The 16323-nt window shown below is 68.5% G+C and carries 14 protein-coding genes; all 14 read right to left on the bottom strand.

Features of this window, described 5'->3' with window-relative positions; all coding sequences use genetic code 11:
* Positions 1 to 40 precede the first annotated feature (40 nt).
* The gene (locus AC4D2R_RS12105) at positions 41 to 334 is read right to left on the bottom strand and encodes a YggT family protein (protein ID WP_490903631.1); all 294 of its coding nucleotides are present in this window, start codon (positions 332 to 334) and stop codon (positions 41 to 43) included.
* A gap of 55 nt (positions 335 to 389) precedes the next feature.
* Positions 390 to 905, bottom strand: a complete 516-nt coding sequence (locus AC4D2R_RS12100; protein ID WP_490903632.1) for a cell division protein SepF — start codon at positions 903 to 905, stop codon at positions 390 to 392.
* Between the two features lie 98 nt (positions 906 to 1003).
* The gene (locus AC4D2R_RS12095) at positions 1004 to 1759 is read right to left on the bottom strand and encodes a YggS family pyridoxal phosphate-dependent enzyme (RefSeq protein WP_490940197.1); all 756 of its coding nucleotides are present in this window, start codon (positions 1757 to 1759) and stop codon (positions 1004 to 1006) included.
* The gene (locus tag AC4D2R_RS12090) at positions 1756 to 2469 is read right to left on the bottom strand and encodes a purine nucleoside phosphorylase YfiH/LACC1 family protein (RefSeq protein WP_490940196.1); all 714 of its coding nucleotides are present in this window, start codon (positions 2467 to 2469) and stop codon (positions 1756 to 1758) included. Before AC4D2R_RS12090 ends, AC4D2R_RS12095 begins: the two co-directional genes overlap by 4 nt.
* A gap of 20 nt (positions 2470 to 2489) precedes the next feature.
* Positions 2490 to 3686 carry a cell division protein FtsZ gene (gene ftsZ / locus AC4D2R_RS12085; protein WP_490903635.1) on the bottom strand — a complete coding sequence of 399 codons (1197 nt, stop codon included), beginning with the start codon at positions 3684 to 3686 and terminating at the stop codon, positions 2490 to 2492.
* 226 nt (positions 3687 to 3912) lie between these two features.
* Positions 3913 to 4740 carry a cell division protein FtsQ/DivIB gene (locus tag AC4D2R_RS12080; protein ID WP_490940195.1) on the bottom strand — a complete coding sequence of 276 codons (828 nt, stop codon included), beginning with the start codon at positions 4738 to 4740 and terminating at the stop codon, positions 3913 to 3915.
* Positions 4730 to 6181: a UDP-N-acetylmuramate--L-alanine ligase gene (murC, locus tag AC4D2R_RS12075; protein ID WP_490940194.1), complete on the bottom strand. Its 1452-nt coding sequence runs from the start codon at positions 6179 to 6181 to the stop codon at positions 4730 to 4732. Before murC ends, AC4D2R_RS12080 begins: the two co-directional genes overlap by 11 nt.
* Positions 6178 to 7287, bottom strand: a complete 1110-nt coding sequence (gene murG / locus AC4D2R_RS12070) for an undecaprenyldiphospho-muramoylpentapeptide beta-N-acetylglucosaminyltransferase (RefSeq protein ID WP_490940193.1) — start codon at positions 7285 to 7287, stop codon at positions 6178 to 6180. Before murG ends, murC begins: the two co-directional genes overlap by 4 nt.
* Complete coding sequence (ftsW, locus tag AC4D2R_RS12065) at positions 7284 to 8633, bottom strand: putative lipid II flippase FtsW (protein ID WP_490940192.1); 1350 nt, start codon at positions 8631 to 8633, stop codon at positions 7284 to 7286. Before ftsW ends, murG begins: the two co-directional genes overlap by 4 nt.
* Positions 8634 to 10193: a UDP-N-acetylmuramoyl-L-alanine--D-glutamate ligase gene (murD, locus tag AC4D2R_RS12060; protein ID WP_490940191.1), complete on the bottom strand. Its 1560-nt coding sequence runs from the start codon at positions 10191 to 10193 to the stop codon at positions 8634 to 8636. It lies immediately after the preceding gene.
* The gene (gene mraY / locus AC4D2R_RS12055; protein WP_490903641.1) at positions 10193 to 11293 is read right to left on the bottom strand and encodes a phospho-N-acetylmuramoyl-pentapeptide-transferase; all 1101 of its coding nucleotides are present in this window, start codon (positions 11291 to 11293) and stop codon (positions 10193 to 10195) included. Before mraY ends, murD begins: the two co-directional genes overlap by 1 nt.
* The gene (locus AC4D2R_RS12050; RefSeq protein ID WP_490940190.1) at positions 11290 to 12843 is read right to left on the bottom strand and encodes a UDP-N-acetylmuramoyl-tripeptide--D-alanyl-D-alanine ligase; all 1554 of its coding nucleotides are present in this window, start codon (positions 12841 to 12843) and stop codon (positions 11290 to 11292) included. The genes mraY and AC4D2R_RS12050 overlap by 4 nt, the downstream gene beginning before the upstream one ends.
* Before the next feature lie 6 nt (positions 12844 to 12849).
* Positions 12850 to 14475 carry a UDP-N-acetylmuramoyl-L-alanyl-D-glutamate--2,6-diaminopimelate ligase gene (locus AC4D2R_RS12045; RefSeq protein WP_490940340.1) on the bottom strand — a complete coding sequence of 542 codons (1626 nt, stop codon included), beginning with the start codon at positions 14473 to 14475 and terminating at the stop codon, positions 12850 to 12852.
* A gap of 57 nt (positions 14476 to 14532) precedes the next feature.
* Positions 14533 to 16323 carry a peptidoglycan D,D-transpeptidase FtsI family protein gene (locus tag AC4D2R_RS12040; protein ID WP_490940189.1) on the bottom strand — a complete coding sequence of 597 codons (1791 nt, stop codon included), beginning with the start codon at positions 16321 to 16323 and terminating at the stop codon, positions 14533 to 14535.

Raw genomic sequence — 16323 nt, 5'->3', positions numbered from 1 at the left:
GCGTATATCTTTTAGGACTCGAAGACTAAACGGTGTCGGGCTACGGTGTTGCGAGGCCCTGGGAGACCGCCATGAGGATCACGACGGCGATGAACAAAACGAGGAAGGCCAGGTCAAGCGACACCCCGCCGATGCGCAACGGCGGGATGAACCGGCGCAGGGCACGAATGGGCGGGTCGGTGACGGCGTAGACGCCGGTGGCCGCAACGAGGGCGAGCTTCCGCGGTCGCCACTCCCTGGCGAAAATCTGAACGGCGTCGTACACAATCCTGATGATCAATGCCACCTGAAACAGCATTAACACCAGGTAAATCAAGGCAAATACCAAACTCACGTTCCAGTCCTTAGGGCCTTATATCGATTCGGCTGGCTCGGACGGGCAGACAGTGTCAGCTTTGGTTGAAGAAACTTGTCTGCGCCTCGCTGGCCTTCTGGTCTTCGCCCAGGACTTCAATATACGACGGCGACAGCAGGAACACCTTATTGGTGACCCTTTCGATGCTGCCGTGGAGCCCGAACACGAGGCCGGCGGAGAAATCGACGAGGCGCTTGGCGTCGGATTCCCCCATGTCGGTGACGTTCATGATCACCGGGATGCCGTCGCGGAAGCTTTCACCGATCACCTTGGCGTCGTTGTACGAGCGGGGGTGGACCGTGGTGATCTGTCGCAGGACTGCGGCGTCCTCGCGAGGAGACTGTACCCGCTTGATCGGGGTGACCGGGGCGCGGTATTCCTCGCTGGGTACGCTCTTGGCGGCCGGTGCGGGATCGGGGCGGCGCTCGTCACGGTCATAATCCACTGAGTAATCCTCGTTCCTGTTCAAGCTTTTCGGCTCTGGCTCGTAGTGCTCGTCACCATCGGCGAGCCCAAGGTAAATCATTGTCTTGCGCAGTGCGCCAGCCATGGTAACTCCTGTCATTGAGAGAGTGGACAACTGTGGTCAGACCTGGAGCCGAAACCCGCATCCGCGGCGCGGGTCGCACTACCGTTCCAGCTGAGACGCTACCGCAACGCCGGACGTGGACCGAGTACATCAGAACCAATCCGCAGGTGTGTCGCGCCGGCCGCAATGGCCGCCTCGAGGTCACCGCTCATCCCCGCGGAAACCGCCGCAGCCGAGGGGTGGGCTGCACGTACCCGTTCCGAGATGAGCGCGAGCCGGGCGAAGGCCTCGTGCGGGTCCCCGCAGAGGGGAGCCACGGCCATCACCCCTTTCAGTTCAAGGCCCTCGGCGGCGTCGACGGCCGCGGCCAGGCCCGGGATGTCCGCGGGTGCCGCGCCGCCCCTGCCGGAGGTTCCGGCCGCCGGGGAGTCGAGGTCCACCTGGAGGAAACAGCCAAGCGGCACCCGGGGAGGCTCCCCGGCGTCGGCCCGCCGGGCCGCGTCGGCTGCCACAGCGTTGGCCAGCGCCGTAACGAGCTGTTCCCTGTCCACCGAGTGGACCGCCGCGGCGTAACGGATGACCGACTTGGCCTTGTTCTTCTGGAGCTGGCCGATGAAATGCCAGTTGAGGGGAAGGTCGGCGGTTTCAGCGGCCTTCGCCGCCGCCTCCTGGTCGCGGTTCTCCCCGACGTCCCGGACCCCAAGCTCATAGAGGGCGCGGACGTCGGAAGCCGGGAAGAACTTGGTGACAACGATCAGCTCGGGCTGCGTCCGCCGTCCGGCGGCGGCGCACGCTTCGGTGATCCGCGTGCGCACCGCTGCAAGGCGCTCGGCGAGGACGGCGGCCCGGGCGGTTGCGGGATCGGCACCGCTCACGAGCGCCACACCAGCCCTGCGATGCGGCCGGCGCCGGGCTCGCGCCGGTGTGAGTAGAGCTTGGCGTTCTCGACGGTGCAGTCTGCGGCGGTCGGGATCGGGCTCTCCACGACGACGCCCTCCGCCTGCAGCTGCGCCCGTACCGCGGCGGGAAGGTCGAGGCCCGCGGTTCCCCTCCGGGTCGTGGAGCGTGCCGCCGGCACAAGGGCCGAAACTTCGTCGGCCATGTCCTGGGGCACCTCATAGCAGGCTCCGCAGACGGCGGGGCCGATCCACGCCGCGAGGTCCCCGGCCCCGCGGGCACGGAGGCGCCCAACCGCGTTGGCGACAATCCCGAGCTGTACGCCCTTTCGTCCGGCATGGACGACGGCGGTAGCCCGCCCGTTCGGATCGGCAAGGACCACCGGCACGCAGTCGGCGACGAGCACGGCAAGGGGTTCCGTTCCGTCCGGGCTCACCAGGGCGTCCGCTTCAGGGGGCCCACCGGCACGGCCGGGTCCCGCGGAGCCGCCGGTTTCGGCAACGATACTCGAATGGATCTGGCTCATGAACCTCAGGCCGCCCTCGGGCACGCCGATGAAGCGTTCAAGCCGCTCGCGGCTGGCCGCGGCCGTCGCCCGGTCGCCCACGGAGAGTGAGAGGTTTCCCGCCCCGACATCAGTGAAGGCGACGTGCAGCCCGGGCCGCACGTCGCCGCGCCACAAGAACATTCTTCGCGCCGGCGGTTCCGCTACTTCAGGAAGTCCGGCACGTCGAGGTCGTCGGAGCGCCCGCTTGAGAGATCGGGCTCGACCACCGCGGGGAGGTCGACGTCGAATCCGGCGTCGGCGGGCACAGCGTTCGACTGCTGGTAGCGCTGCTGCGACCAGGTGCCGAGCCCGGCGGAGGCCGGCGCTGACTGTACAGGGCGTCCGGAGTCGCTTCCGACGGTCGGCGCCGCGGCGGGCTTGACCGCGGGAACCGCCGGCTGGCTTGTTGCATCGACCTGGTCGAAGCCGGCGGCGATGACCGTGACCCGCGCCTCGTCGCCGAGGGCGTCGTCGATGACCGCACCGAAGATGATGTTCGCTTCGGGGTGTGCCACTTCCTGGACCAGGCGCGCGGCTTCGTTGATCTCGAAGAGGCCGAGGTCGGATCCGCCCTGGATGGAGAGCAGAACGCCGTGGGCGCCGTCGATCGAGGCTTCAAGCAGCGGCGAGGCAATGGCGAGTTCGGCGGCCTTGACGGCGCGGTCTTCGCCGCGCGCCGAACCGATGCCCATGAGGGCCGAGCCGGCACCCTGCATGACGGACTTGACGTCGGCGAAGTCGAGGTTGATCAGGCCGGGGGTGGTGATCAGGTCGGTGATGCCCTGGACACCGGAGAGCAGCACCTGGTCGGCGGAGCGGAACGCGTCGAGCATCGACACGTTGCGGTCGCTGATCGACAGCAGCCGGTCGTTGGGGATCACGATGAGGGTGTCGACTTCGTCGCGCAGCGTATCGATGCCGGATTCGGCCTGGTTGGACCTGCGGCGGCCTTCGAAGGTGAACGGCCTGGTGACGACGCCGATGGTCAGCGCGCCGAGGGACCGCGCGATGCGGGCAACGACGGGCGCGCCGCCGGTGCCGGTGCCGCCGCCCTCGCCTGCGGTTACGAAGACCATGTCAGCGCCGCGCAGCACCTCTTCGATCTCCTCGGAGTGGTCCTCTGCGGCCCTGCGGCCGACCTCCGGATCGGCGCCGGCGCCAAGGCCGCGGGTAAGTTCCCGGCCGACGTCGAGCTTCACATCGGCGTCGCTCATCAGCAGCGCCTGCGCGTCGGTGTTGATAGCGATGAACTCCACGCCGCGGAGTCCCACCTCGATCATCCGGTTGATGGCGTTTACGCCGCCCCCGCCGATGCCGACGACCTTGATGACGGCCAAGTAATTCTGCGGTGCTGCCACGTCCTGTGTCCCTTGTTCGAATCTGTGCACTGTCTTGGGTCCATCCGGCCGAAACCGGTGTCAACCTTCACCCGGCAAACGTTAACCCTCTGGTTGAGAGTTAATGTTATGTCAAGTAACTCCTACTTGAGACGCTATGGGCACCGGAAGCCAACTGCAATGACCGGTGCCGCGTGTCGCCTTGTTTCTTTCGTTAAAGCCTTATTGGTGCTTCGCCCTGCCCCGCTCACCGCGTGACCGGACGGTCCGGCGCGCTCACGTCGAACTCCTTGACCGGCGGGGTGGTGGCCGGCGCCCGGAGCAGCGCCTCGAGCACCCGTGCCTTCGCGGCATTGCTGTCCGCGCTCCCCCAGAAAATCTTCTGGTTCCCGGTCAGCGAGAGCCTGACCGAGTCGACGCTCTTGGCGGAGGCGTGGTTGAGCCGTGCGAGGATGCTGGGCGGCAGGTCCGCCAGGACCGCCGTGATCGATGAGAAGACCTCGGAGTTGACCGCTTCGGACCCGCCGTCGATGAGGGGAAGCTTGACGGTCTTGCGGTCCTTGACCTTCTTCAGCGCGCGCCCTTCGGAGTCGATGAGCACAAACCCCTTGCCGTTCTGCAGGACCGCCACGGGCACCCGCTCCTTGACTGTCACCACAAGCGTCGACGGCGGCTCGGCCGCAACCGATACGTCCTCCACGGCCGTCTGCCCGGACAGGAGTTGCCGTGCGTCGTCGTCGGAGATCGAGGTCAGGGACTGGCCATGCAGGGGCTCCAGCGCGCCGGTGACGGTAGCGGTGGACACGAGTGAGTTCCCCTGGACCCTCAGTTCCTTCAGCGCCAGGGCCGGCGAGAAGACGAGGTAGGCAAGGAGCCCGCCGACAAGCAGCAGCAACCCGGCTGCCGTCAGAAGGAAAATCCGGCGTCTGCGCCTGCGCGGCGGCTCGGGGAACTCGAGGACCGTTGCGGATGCGGTGTCGTGGGCCGGGCCTGCCAGCAGGGTGACCTTCTCCGATGTGGCCCGGATGCCCGGGACGGGACCGCCCCCGTGCCCGCCGGGAGTCTTAGCTGTCACGGCTGTCCCGTTCCTCCCCGGCGCGGGCCGAAAGCAGGTTGACCAGGTCGGTGGCGAGCGCGGTGACGTCCCCGGCGCCGACGGTCAGGATGATGTCGCCGGGCCGGGCCCGCCCGGCCACCGAGCGCACGGCGGCCTCCCGGTCCTCGACGTAGCCGCCGGGTCGGTTCAGCCGGTCTGTGATCAGCGCGCTCGTCACGCCCGGAACCGGGTCTTCGCGGGCGGCGTAGATCGGCAGGACGGTCGCCGAGTCGGCGAGGTCGAGCGCCGCGGCGAAGCCCTCGGCGAACTCGCGGGTGCGGGAGAAGAGGTGTGGCTGGAAAAGGACGTGGACGGCGTTCCCGCTTGCGACAGTCCGGGCAGCGGTCAGCGCCGCGTGGACTTCGGTGGGATGGTGCGCGTAGTCGTCGAAGACCCTCACGCCGTCTCCGGTCCCCCGGGTCTCGAAGCGGCGCGCCGCACCGGAGAAGGAGGCAAGCCCTTCGGCGGCAACGGCGGGGTCGACGCCGAGTTCGAGGCCGACGGCGAATGCCGCGGCGGCGTTGAGGATGTTGTACCGGCCCGGAACACTGAGCTGCAGTTCCTGCTGGGCGTCGAGCCCGTCGACGGCGAAGGACAGGACGCTGTTCGAGGTGCTGCCCACGGCCCGGGTTGAGCCGATGTGGATGTCGGCTGTTTCCGAATACCCGTAGGTGCGCACCCGCCGGCCTTCGCCGGCGGCTGCAACGAGCGCTGCGGCGCCGGGGTCGTCGGCGCAGGCGACGAGGACGCCGTCGTCGGGAAGGAGCCCCGCGAACTGCTCGAAGACGGCGGTGACCGCCGCGGCCGTCCCGTAGTGGTCGAGGTGGTCGGCTTCGACGTTGGTGACGACCGCGATCTGCGGGCTGTAGTTCAGGAACGAGCCGTCCGACTCGTCGGCCTCCGCAACGAACACGTCTCCTCCGGACCAGCGGGCGTTCACGCCGAGGGCTGCGACATCCCCGCCGATGGCGAAGGACGGGTCGCGTCCGGCAGCCGAGAGCATCACGGTGATCATCGCGGTGGTGGTGGTCTTGCCGTGGGTGCCCGCCACAGCGATGACGGTCTGGCCGGCCATCGCCGCCGCAAGCGCCTCGGACCGGTGCGAGATCGTCAGTGAACGCCGGCGTGCCTCGAGCAGCTCCGGGTTCTCGGGACGGATCGCCGAGGAGATCACCACCGTGCCGGCACCCTCGACATTGCTGGCGCTGTGCCCCACGGAGACGGTGGCTCCGAGCGCGGCCAGGGCGCGGAGCGCCTTGGAGTCGGCGGCGTCGGAACCGGACACGGGGATGCCCTGGCCGAGAAGGATCCGCGCCACGGCCGACATTCCCGCCCCGCCGAGTCCGATGAAGTGCACCCGTCCGGCGCCACCCGCCGAGGGTGCCCCGGTGCCGCCCGGTGCTTCGTTCTGTGCCGTCATGCTGTGCGTCCCGCCGCCTCGATCACCAGTGCCGCCATGCGCTGATCCGCATCGCGCACGCCCTGCTGCGCCGCGGCGCGGCCCATCGCCTCAAGGGCCTCGGGGGCGAGCAGCAGACGCGGCACCTCGGTGCTGAGCCATTGCCCGTTCAGCGCCGCGTCGTCAACGAGCAGCGCTCCCCCGGCCGCCACGAGGCCTTCGGCGTTGAGCCGCTGCTCGCCGTTGCCGTGGGGCAGGGGCACCAGGATTGACGGAAGGCCCACGGCGCTGACCTCGCAGACGGTCGCCGCACCGGCGCGCGCGAGCAGCAGGTCGGCCGCTGCGTAGACGTTTTCCATGCCGTCGACGAATTCCACCTGGTGGTAGCCGGGAACACTCAGGCTCGCGCCGTCGCCGTCCTTGACGGACTTCCCGCGCCCGGTGATGTGGAGGATCTGGACGCCGCCGGCGCAGAGGGCGGGGGCGGCGTCGGCGGTCGCACGGTTGATGCTTGCCGCGCCGGAGGATCCGCCGGTGACGATGAGCGTGGGGCGCTCCGGGTGAAGTCCCAGGGCGCGCCGGGCCGCCTCGCGCGCCGCAGCCCGGTCGAGGCCGGAGATCTCCCGCCGCATCGGCATGCCGACCCACTGGGCCTTGCGCAGGGGGGTTCCCTGGAAGGCGACGGCCACGGTGTGGGCGATCCGCGCGCCGAGCCGGTTCGCCAGCCCGGGGCGGGCGTTTGCCTCGTGGATCACGACGGGCACCCGGCGCAGCCACGCCGCGAGGTAGAGCGGCGTCGAGACGTAGCCGCCAACACCGACCACGACGTCGGGCCGTGCCGATGCAAGGATCCCGAGGGCCTGGCGGATGGCCCGCAGGAGCCTGTAGGGCAGCTTGATGGCGTCGGTTGAGGGCCTGCGGGGCATGGGGACCCTGTCGATTGTCGCAAGTTTGTAGCCGGCCGCCGGGACGAGGCGGGTCTCCATTCCCGCTTCGGTGCCCACCGCGAGGATGGTTGCGGAGGGGTCCCGCTCGGTGATGGCGTTGGCGATGGCCAGCAGCGGACTGATGTGTCCGGCCGTGCCTCCGCCGGCCAGGACGGCGGAAAGCGGTGAGGGCGATTTCATGGAGCTGCTGGGTCTCTTTCGGGCTTGTCGGGGATCATTGGCGTTTTGCGGGCGAAGGACAGGAGGACACCGATGGCCCCGAGGGTGAACGTCAGCGCCGAACCTCCGTAGGAGATGAACGGCAGCGGAACCCCGATGACGGGCAGCAGTCCGGTGACCATGCCGATGTTCACGAACGCCTGCCCGATGATCCAGACAAGGATCGAGCCCATCAGGATGCGCACGAAGGGATCGCTGTAGCGCATCGCGACCTGGATGGTTGCCACGGCGAGGATGCCGAACAGGGCGACCACGACGCCGGCCCCGATGAGGCCGAACTCCTCGCCGATGATCGCGAAGATGAAGTCGTTGTGCGCTTCGGGGATCCAGTTCCATTTCTGGCGGCTCTGGCCGATCCCGACGCCGAACAGGCCGCCGGAGGCCATCGCGAACAGGCCGTTATCGGACTGGAGGCACAGGTCGGCGCCGTCGTCGCAGTTCAGCCGCAGCCAGGCGCTGATGCGCCCGCCGCGGTTGGAACTGGTAAAGACCATCAGGACGGCGACAAGGGTTCCGACAACACCGGCGAGCGTGAACATCTTCAGCGGCGCCCCGGCGAAGAACAGGGCCGCGGCCATGACCATCATCAGGATCATGCCGGTGCCGAGGTCGCCTCCGAGGAGCACGAGCAGGATGGGAAGGCCGCCCAGCGGCACCACCGGAATGAGCGCGTGCTTCCAGTTCCGGATCAGGCCCTTCTTGCGCTCGAGGACTGTGGCGAACCACAGCGCCAGTGCGAGCTTCGCCGGCTCCGAGGGCTGGAACGACTGGTTGCCGATCATGATCCAGTTCTGGTTGCCGTTGATGTTCACGCCGATCACCAGCACCAGCACCAGGAGCACCACAGCAGTGGCAAGTCCCGGCCAGGCAAGCATCTTGTAGACGCGGGGGCCAAACCTTGAAAGGAGGAACATCAGCACCAGCCCGCCGGCGGCCCAGACCGACTGCTTGAGGAAGAGGTCGAACTCCTCCTTGCCCTCGGAGATCGCCTCGACGGAGGAGGCGGAGAGCACCATAAGCAGGCCGATGGCGGTCAGGGCAAGGGCGGAACCGAGGATCAGGTAGTAAGTGGCACCGGTCGGCATGCGCCCGGTGCCCTCGAGGAACTTCCAGCCGCGCCGGGCCGTACCGAGCACTCCGTGGTGCTCGGGTTCGCGGCGGTCGGCTCCATTTGCGCCGCCGGCCGGCGCCGGGACTGCTTCACCCTCGAGGACGGCCTGCCCGCCGGCCGGCGTTGGCCTTCCGCCGCCGGCTGCCCGCGGCCGGGCCGGCTTCCGCCCGGTGGGGCGGGTTGGCGTTGTCGCCATCTAGAACTCCTTCGCGGTCTTCGCCTGCCCCTCCACGACCGCGCGGACTGCCTCGATGAAGGAGTCACCCCGGTGGGCGTATGAGGAAAACTGATCCATTGAGGCGGCCGCCGGTGCCATGAGGACGGTGTCTCCGTCGCTGGCCAGCCGCGCCGCTTCGGCGACGGCCCGCGCCATGACGGCGTCACCGCTGGGATCGGCGGAGCCGCCTGCTGGCTGCCCTGTTCCAGTGTGACCGGTGGCCGGAAGGATCACCGGCACATTGGGAGCGTGTCGGCGCAGCGCGTCGGCGAGGGGCGCTGTGTCCTCGCCGAGGAGCACCACCGCCTTCAGCCGGCCGGCGTGCCCGCGCACGAGTTCGTCGTAGCTGACGCCCTTCGACAGCCCTCCGGCGATCCAGATGACTGACTTGAAGGCGGACAGCGAGGCGGCCGCGGCGTGCGGGTTCGTTGCCTTGGAGTCGTTGACCCAGAGGACACCGCCGCGCGAGGTGACGGCCTGGATGCGGTGCGCGCCGGGCTGGTAGGTGCGGATCCCTTCGCGGACGGCCGACGCGGGAATCCCGGCGGCACGCACGAGGGCCGCGGCCGCCAGGGCGTTCGCCACGAGGTGGCGGGGAACGACGTCGCCCAGTTCGCGCACCGATGCGAGCTCGGCTGCCGAGTCCTTGCGCTGCTCGATGAACGCGCGGTCGACAAGGAGGTCCTCGACGACGCCCATCATGCTCACCGCGGGTGTTCCGGTGGTGAATCCGATGGCCCTGCACCCTTCGACGACGTCGGCTTCTTCGACCATCCGCTCCGTCTCGGGCTGCTCGGCGTTGTAGACGCAGGCGATCCTGGTTCCCTCGTACACCTTGGCCTTCGCCGCCGCGTACGCCTCGTAGCTGCCGTGCCAGTCGACGTGGTCCTCGGCGATGTTGAGGCAGACGCTTGCCAGGGGTGAGAGCGATTCGGTCCAGTGCAGCTGGAAGCTGGAGAGCTCCACCGCGAGGAAGTCGAAGCCCTGCGGATCGCGGATCACGTCGAGGATCGGGGTGCCGACGTTCCCTGCGGCCACTGCCCGCTTGCCCGCCGCAAGCAGCATCGATTCGGTCAGGCCGACGGTTGTCGTCTTGCCGTTGGTGCCGGTGATCGTCAGCCATTCCGCGGTGGGGCGGCCCTCGCGGACCCGCACCCGCCAGGCCAGTTCGACGTCGCCCCAGATGGGGATGTCCGCCGCGGCGGCGGCCGCCAGCAGCGGCTGGGAGGGGCTCCAGCCCGGGGAGGCGATGATCAGTTCCGGGCGGGCTCCGCCGATGTGGGGCACCGCGGCCGCGGCTGCTTCGCCGAGCAGCACATCGCGGACGCCCACGATGCGCAGCGTGTCAGCCTTCGCGCGGTTCGCCTCGGAGTCGGAGGCGTCGACGACGACGACGTCGGCGCCGAGCTCCACGAGGGTGTCCGCCGCGGAGAAGCCGGTGGAGCCAAGGCCCGCAACGGCAACGCGCAGCCCGCTCCAGTCGGCGTCCCAGGTGGTGAGGGTGTCAAGCCGGGACGGTGCCCGGTGCATGCCGGCCATCAGCCCACCACCCATTCCGCGTAGAAGATTCCGAGCGCAACGGCCACGAAGAGCCCGCCGAGGATCCAGAAGCGCACCACAACCGTGACCTCCGCCCAGCCCGTGAGTTCGAAGTGGTGCTGCAGCGGGGCCATCTTGAAGACCCGCTTGCCGCCGGTCGCCTTGAAGTACCCCACCTGGATGATGACCGAGAGGGTGATCAGCACAAACAGGCCCGCCATGATGACCAGCAGCAGCTGGGTCCGGGAGAGGATGGCGAACCCGGCGATGGCGCCGCCGATGGCAAGGGAGCCGGTGTCGCCCATGAAGATCTTCGCCGGGGAGGTGTTCCACCAGAGGAACCCGACCAGGGCCCCGCACATGGCGCCCGCAATCAGGGCGAGGTCCAGCGGGTCCCGGACCTCGTAGCAGACGTTCCCGGGCACCGCGAGCGATCCGCAGCTCTGGTTCGACTGCCAGATGCCCATGAGCATGTAGGCGGCGAAGATGAGGATCGAGGCACCGGCGGCAAGGCCGTCGAGCCCGTCGGTGAGGTTCACCCCGTTGGTTGCGGCGGTGATGATCAGGTTCGACCACAGGACAAAGAGGATCGCGCCGACGAGGGTGCCCGCGAAGGCGAAGTCGAGGGAGGTGTCGCGGATGAACGAAATGGCTGTCGACGCCGGCGTGCGCCCCTGGCTGTTGGGGAACTGCAGCGCGAGCACGGCGAACAGGATGCCGACAAGGGACTGCCCGGTGATCTTGGCGGCGGCGCTCAGGCCGAGGCTGCGCTGCTTGGAGATCTTGATGTAGTCGTCGAAGAATCCGACAAGGCCCATTCCCGCCATCAGGAGCAGCAGGAGAAGACCCGAGACGGTCGGCCCGCCGGTGCCGTCGAGCATCCCCATGATCAGGTGGGTCAGGAAATAGGAGAGCAGGACCGAGCCCACGATGACCGCGCCGCCCATGGTGGGGGTGCCGCGCTTGGTGTGGTGCGCCGTGGGACCGTCGTCGCGGATGAACTGGCCGTAGCCCTTGTGCACGAGGAACTTGATGAAGACCGGAGTGCCCACCAGCGCGAAAAACAGCGCTGAGGCAGAACCGATCAGGAGAGCGATCACGGCTGCGGGCCCCTTCGGAGAGTTGAATCGCCCTGGCTGGGTGCCGCAGGCTGAGCTTGGTCCGCTGGCTGCGGGGGCGTTCCGCCCGGTGACGGGTGGGCGTCAGGGAGCAATGCTATCCGATCCCCCAGGTGGCGCAGCCCCGCCCCGTTCGAGGACTTGAACAGCACGATGTCCCCCGGGGCGAGCTCCGCCCGCAGGATGCGCTCGGCAGCCTCGGCGTCGGGGACGTGCACGACTTCGTTGCCCCACGAGCCCTCGAGCACGGCACCGTTGTAGAGGGCGCGGGTGTTGTCGCCGACCACGATCAGTTTGGAGATGTTCAGCCGGACGACGACGCGGCCCAAGAGGTCGTGCTCGTCGATCGACGACTCCCCCAGTTCGAGCATTTCGCCGAGCACCGCCCAGGTCCTGCGGTGTCCGGCCCCCAGTTCGGCGAGGGTTCGCAGCGCTGCGCGCATGGATTCCGGATTCGCGTTGTAGGCATCGTTGATGACGGTGACCCCGTCGGGGCGCTCGGTGCGTTCCATGCGCCACCGGCTCTGGGCCTTCTGGCTGCGCAGGGCCTCGGCAATGCGCTCCCCCGGAACCCCGACCGCCCAGCCCACCGCGGCGGCGGCGAGCAGGTTCGTGATGTGGTGGAGCCCGATCAGCGGCGAGACGATCGGATACTGGCTGCCGTCGGGCAGTTCGAGCGTGAACTCAGGGTGTCCCTCCGCCGTTGTGGTGCCGTTGCGTGCCGCGAGGGCGGCCCCGTCCGATGCGGAGAAGTCAGTGGAGGAGGTGAAGTAGAGCTTCCGTGCGCCGGTGCGGGCGCGCATCGCAAGCACCCGTTCGTCGTCGGCGTTGATGACCGCTGTGCCCTCGGGGGCGAGGGCTTCGAGCAGTTCCCCCTTGGCCTTGGCGATGTTTTCGACGCCGCCGAATTCGCCGGCGTGGGCCGATCCGACGCCGAGCACCACCCCGATGTCCGGTTTCACCATGTCCGCCAAGTAGCGGATGTGGCCCGGTTTTGTGGCGCCCATTTCGATGACGAGGTAGCGGGTGCCGTAACCGGCCTTGAAGACGGTGAGCGGAACACCCACTTCGCCGTTGTAGGAGCCGGTGGGCGCGACGGTTGGCCCAACCGGACCGAGCAGTCCGGCGAGCAGGTCCTTGGTTGTTGTCTTTCCGGCCGACCCGGTGATCCCGATGACCGTCAGCGGGCCGTTGGCGCGCAGGCGCCGCACGGCCTCCGCGGCGAGCAGGCCCATGGCCAGCACGGCGTCGGGGACGATCACGGCCGGGAAGTCCTTCCCGGGCCCGCCGGAGCCGGAGTCGTCGACGGGGCGTTCGGTGAGGGCGAGGACGGCCCCGTTGGCGAAGGCCTGGCCGACGAAGAGGTGCCCGTCCGAGACCTCGCCGGGCTTGGCGATGAAGAGACCCCCTGGAACCGACTCCCGGGAATCCGTGGCGGCCGAGGTGACGGTCAGGTCCGGAGTGTCCCGGGCACCGCTCGAAAGCTGGCCACCCGTTATTGCCGCGATTTCGGCTGCGCTGAATTCAATCATGACGGTCTAGGACTCTATCGCGGCAACGCCGGGCACAGAGAATCCGTGCCTTGTCAAAGCGGCGGCGAGCTCCACCCGGTCATCCAGGGCAAGGTTGACCCCCTTGACCTCCTGCCACACCTCATGGCCGCGTCCGGCCACGAGCACAGTGTCCTGGGGCGCGGCGATGGCGACGGCGTGGTCGATCGCTTCGGCGCGGGGATGGACCTCGAGTATCTCGCTTTTCAGGTTCTCGGCACGCACGGCGGCCAGGGCGCCATCCAGGACGCCACGGCGGATCACAGCCTCGTCCTCGTCGTGCGGATCGTCATCGGTGACAATGACGACGTCGGCGAGCCGGGCGGCCACAGCCCCCATGATCGGGCGCTTTGTCTCATCGCGCTGGCCCGTCGCCCCGAACACCACGATGACCCGCGAGCCCGGCTCCGGACGACGGACCGCCTGCAGGGTACGGATGAGGGCATCGGGGTTGTGGGCGAAATCGACGATCGAGGTCGGGCGCTCGCTGATCAGCTGCATCCTGCCGGGCACGTTGACGGTGAACGGATTCGAGGCGTCGGCTGCGCGCTGCACGGCTTCGACGGAAACTCCCGAAGCCAGGACCATCACCGCGGCCAGCGCGGCATTGGACACGTTGAAGGTTCCCGGAAGTCCAGTGGAAAGGAAAAGCTCCTGCCCGTTCGGCCCGGACAGCGCGAACCGGTGGCCGAGCCCTTCGGCCTGCACGCGGCTGACCCGCCAGTCGGCGGCGGGCTGCCCGCCGGCTGCCTCCGTTTCGGTGCTCAGGGTCAGGACGCGCCCGGTCGCGGCGGCCGCCATGCGCCGGCCCCACGCGTCGTCGACTGTGATGACGCTGGTGCCGGTCCGGTCGCCGGAGAACAGCCCTGCCTTGACTGCGAAGTAGGAGTCCATGTCGCCGTGAAGGTCGAGATGGTCCTGGGTGAGGTTGGTGAATCCCGCGACGTCGAAGCGGACCCCGTCCACCCTGCCGAACTCAAGTGCGTGGGAGGAGACCTCCATTGCGGCGGCGGATAGCCCCCGTTCGCGCATCAGGGCGAGCAGGGAGTGGACCTGCGGGGATTCGGGGGTGGTCAGCGTGCTGGGAATCGCCTCGGCGCCGGCGAGGATTTCGATGGTGCCGATCAGCCCGGTCGAGCGGTCAAGGGCGCGCAGGAGGGAGTTGATGAAGTAGGTGGTGGTGGTCTTGCCGTTCGTGCCGGTCACCCCGAACAGCACGGGCCGCTCCGACTGCACCGGCTGGCTGTCGAACACGGCCGCGGACAGCGGGCCGACGAGGCGCCGCGCCGAGTGCGCCTTGAACACCGGAACGCTGACGGCGGCCCGCGCCCCTTCCAGCAGGGCCGCGCCCTCGGCGTCGGTCAGCACTGCGACCGCACCGCGGGCAACGGCCTGCGCTGCGAAGTCGGCTCCGTGGCGCTGGGCGCCGGGGACGGCGATGTAGAGGTCGCCGGGCAGTACCGTGCGCGAGTCGACGGCAACCCCGGTGAGGGCGATGCCGGTCTTCGCCGCGGTTGCCGCGGGGGCCCCGTCGAGGGTGATGTCCTGCAGGTCCGCGCCGAGGCGGAGGATGGCATCGCGGAGGGAGACCGGCGCAACGCGCGTGGGCCTCATCTCAAGGCCGGCGGCGCTTGAGGCCATGTTGATTGACACTTCGGTTTTCTCCCGGATTCAGTACTCAACCGGGTAAGTTTCTGGCTTACCTGTAGAGGGTGGAACGTTGTTGGAGTTCAGGACCTGCTTCATGACTTTTTGGAACGACTCCCCCGGAATCAGGTAGTAGAGGTCCCCCTTCGGGCGCTGCAGCGTCACAACCACAACGTATTCGGGATCCTCGATCGGCGCGATTCCGGCGTAGGACAGAGTGTATCCGTCGTAGCCGCCGTTCGCGCCGGGCGCCTCGGCCGTGCCGGTCTTCGATCCGACGCGGTACTGCTCGAGGGCGCCGGACTTGCCGGACCCCTCCACGGCGGTCGTCTCAAGCAGTTTCTGGAGCTTCTTGGCCGTCGGCTCGGAGACCACCTTGGTGGCCTTGCCGGCCGGGACCTTGTGCTCGGTGCCGTCGGGGTCGATGAACGCGTCGATGAGCCGCGGCTGCAGGCGCACCCCGTTGTTGGCGACGGTCTGGTAGACCATCGCCGTGTGGAGGGCGGTCTGGGCCAGGCCCTGCCCGAAGAGCACCGTGTACTGCTGCCGCTCGTCCCAGGTTTCGGGTTTGGCGAGGATGCCCGGGGACTCCCCGCTGATCCCGGTCCCCGGCACTTCGCCGATCCCGAACTTCCGGAGCCAGTCGTAGCGCTCCTGCTTGGTGAGCTTTTCGCCGATCTTCACGGTTCCGGTGTTCATGGACCGGGCAAAGATTCCCGCCGCCGTCCGGTGTTCGGTTCCGTGGTCGAAGGCGTCCTTGAAGGTCTGGTTGTCAATCGTGTACAGCGGAGGTATCTCGAACCGCGATGTGGGTTCGATCAGCCCCTGCTCGAGCGCCGCGGCCATGGTGATGAGCTTGGTCGTCGATCCGGGCTCGAAGGAGGCCGTGACCGACAGCGGGCTGCGGAACTTCGGCGCCGTCTGGCCGGGGTTGTTCGGGTCCGGTGTCGTCGACTCGGCCAGGGCCCGGATGTTGCCGGTCTTGGCTTCGACGACAACGATGTTCCCCCACTCGGCGTTGTATTCCTTCATCTGGGAGGCGATCGTCTGCTGGGCGAACCACTGCAGGTCCTGGTCGATCGTCAGGCGCACTGACTGGCCGTCGACCGCGGGAACGTCCTCGTTTGTCGCGTAGGGGATGCGGATTCCGTCGCCGCCGATTTCATAGGTCTTGCTGCCGGCGGTTCCGGTCAGCTCGTCCATGAGGGACAGCTCGAGGCCTTCGCGTGCCACGCCGTCGGGCCCGACATAGCCGATGATCGACCCGGCCACCGGGCCTGCCGGGTAGGTGCGGACGCTTGTCGCGTCGGCGTAGACGCCCGGGAGGCCCACCGCGAGGGCCCGGTTCTTCACATCGGGCGTGACGGTGCGCGCCACATAGTTGAAACTCTTGTCGCCGAGGATCGAGGATTTCAGCGTCTCGGCGTCGATGCCGAGCACCGCGGAGAGCTCCTGGAAACCCTTGTCGACCGGGATGTCGAACTCCCGCTCCCCCAGCTCCTCGTTGTAGCGGTCGAAGGTCTCCCCGCCGCTCAGGCGCTGGTCCACGACGATGTCGAACCGCTCGACGCTGCGGGCGAAGTACTTGCCGTTCGTGTCGAGGATCGAGCCGCGCACCGGCTGGACCGGGATGGTCGTGAGCCGTTTGGAGAGCCCGGCCTGAGCCAGCCCGTCGAGGTCGAGGGCCTGCAGCTGGAACAGGCGCACTCCGAGGACCATCAGGAGCACCAGGACGAAGGCGAGGCCTACGCGCAGGCGCCGGGATCCGAGGGCGACTCTTCTGGCATCCTGGCTTCCGGCGGTGGGGTGGGACAC

The sequence above is a fragment of the Arthrobacter sp. TJ-217 genome, assembly GCF_058269255.1.
The sequence above is the reverse complement of the archived record's forward strand: the minus strand, read 5'-3'. Positions and strand labels throughout refer to the sequence as shown.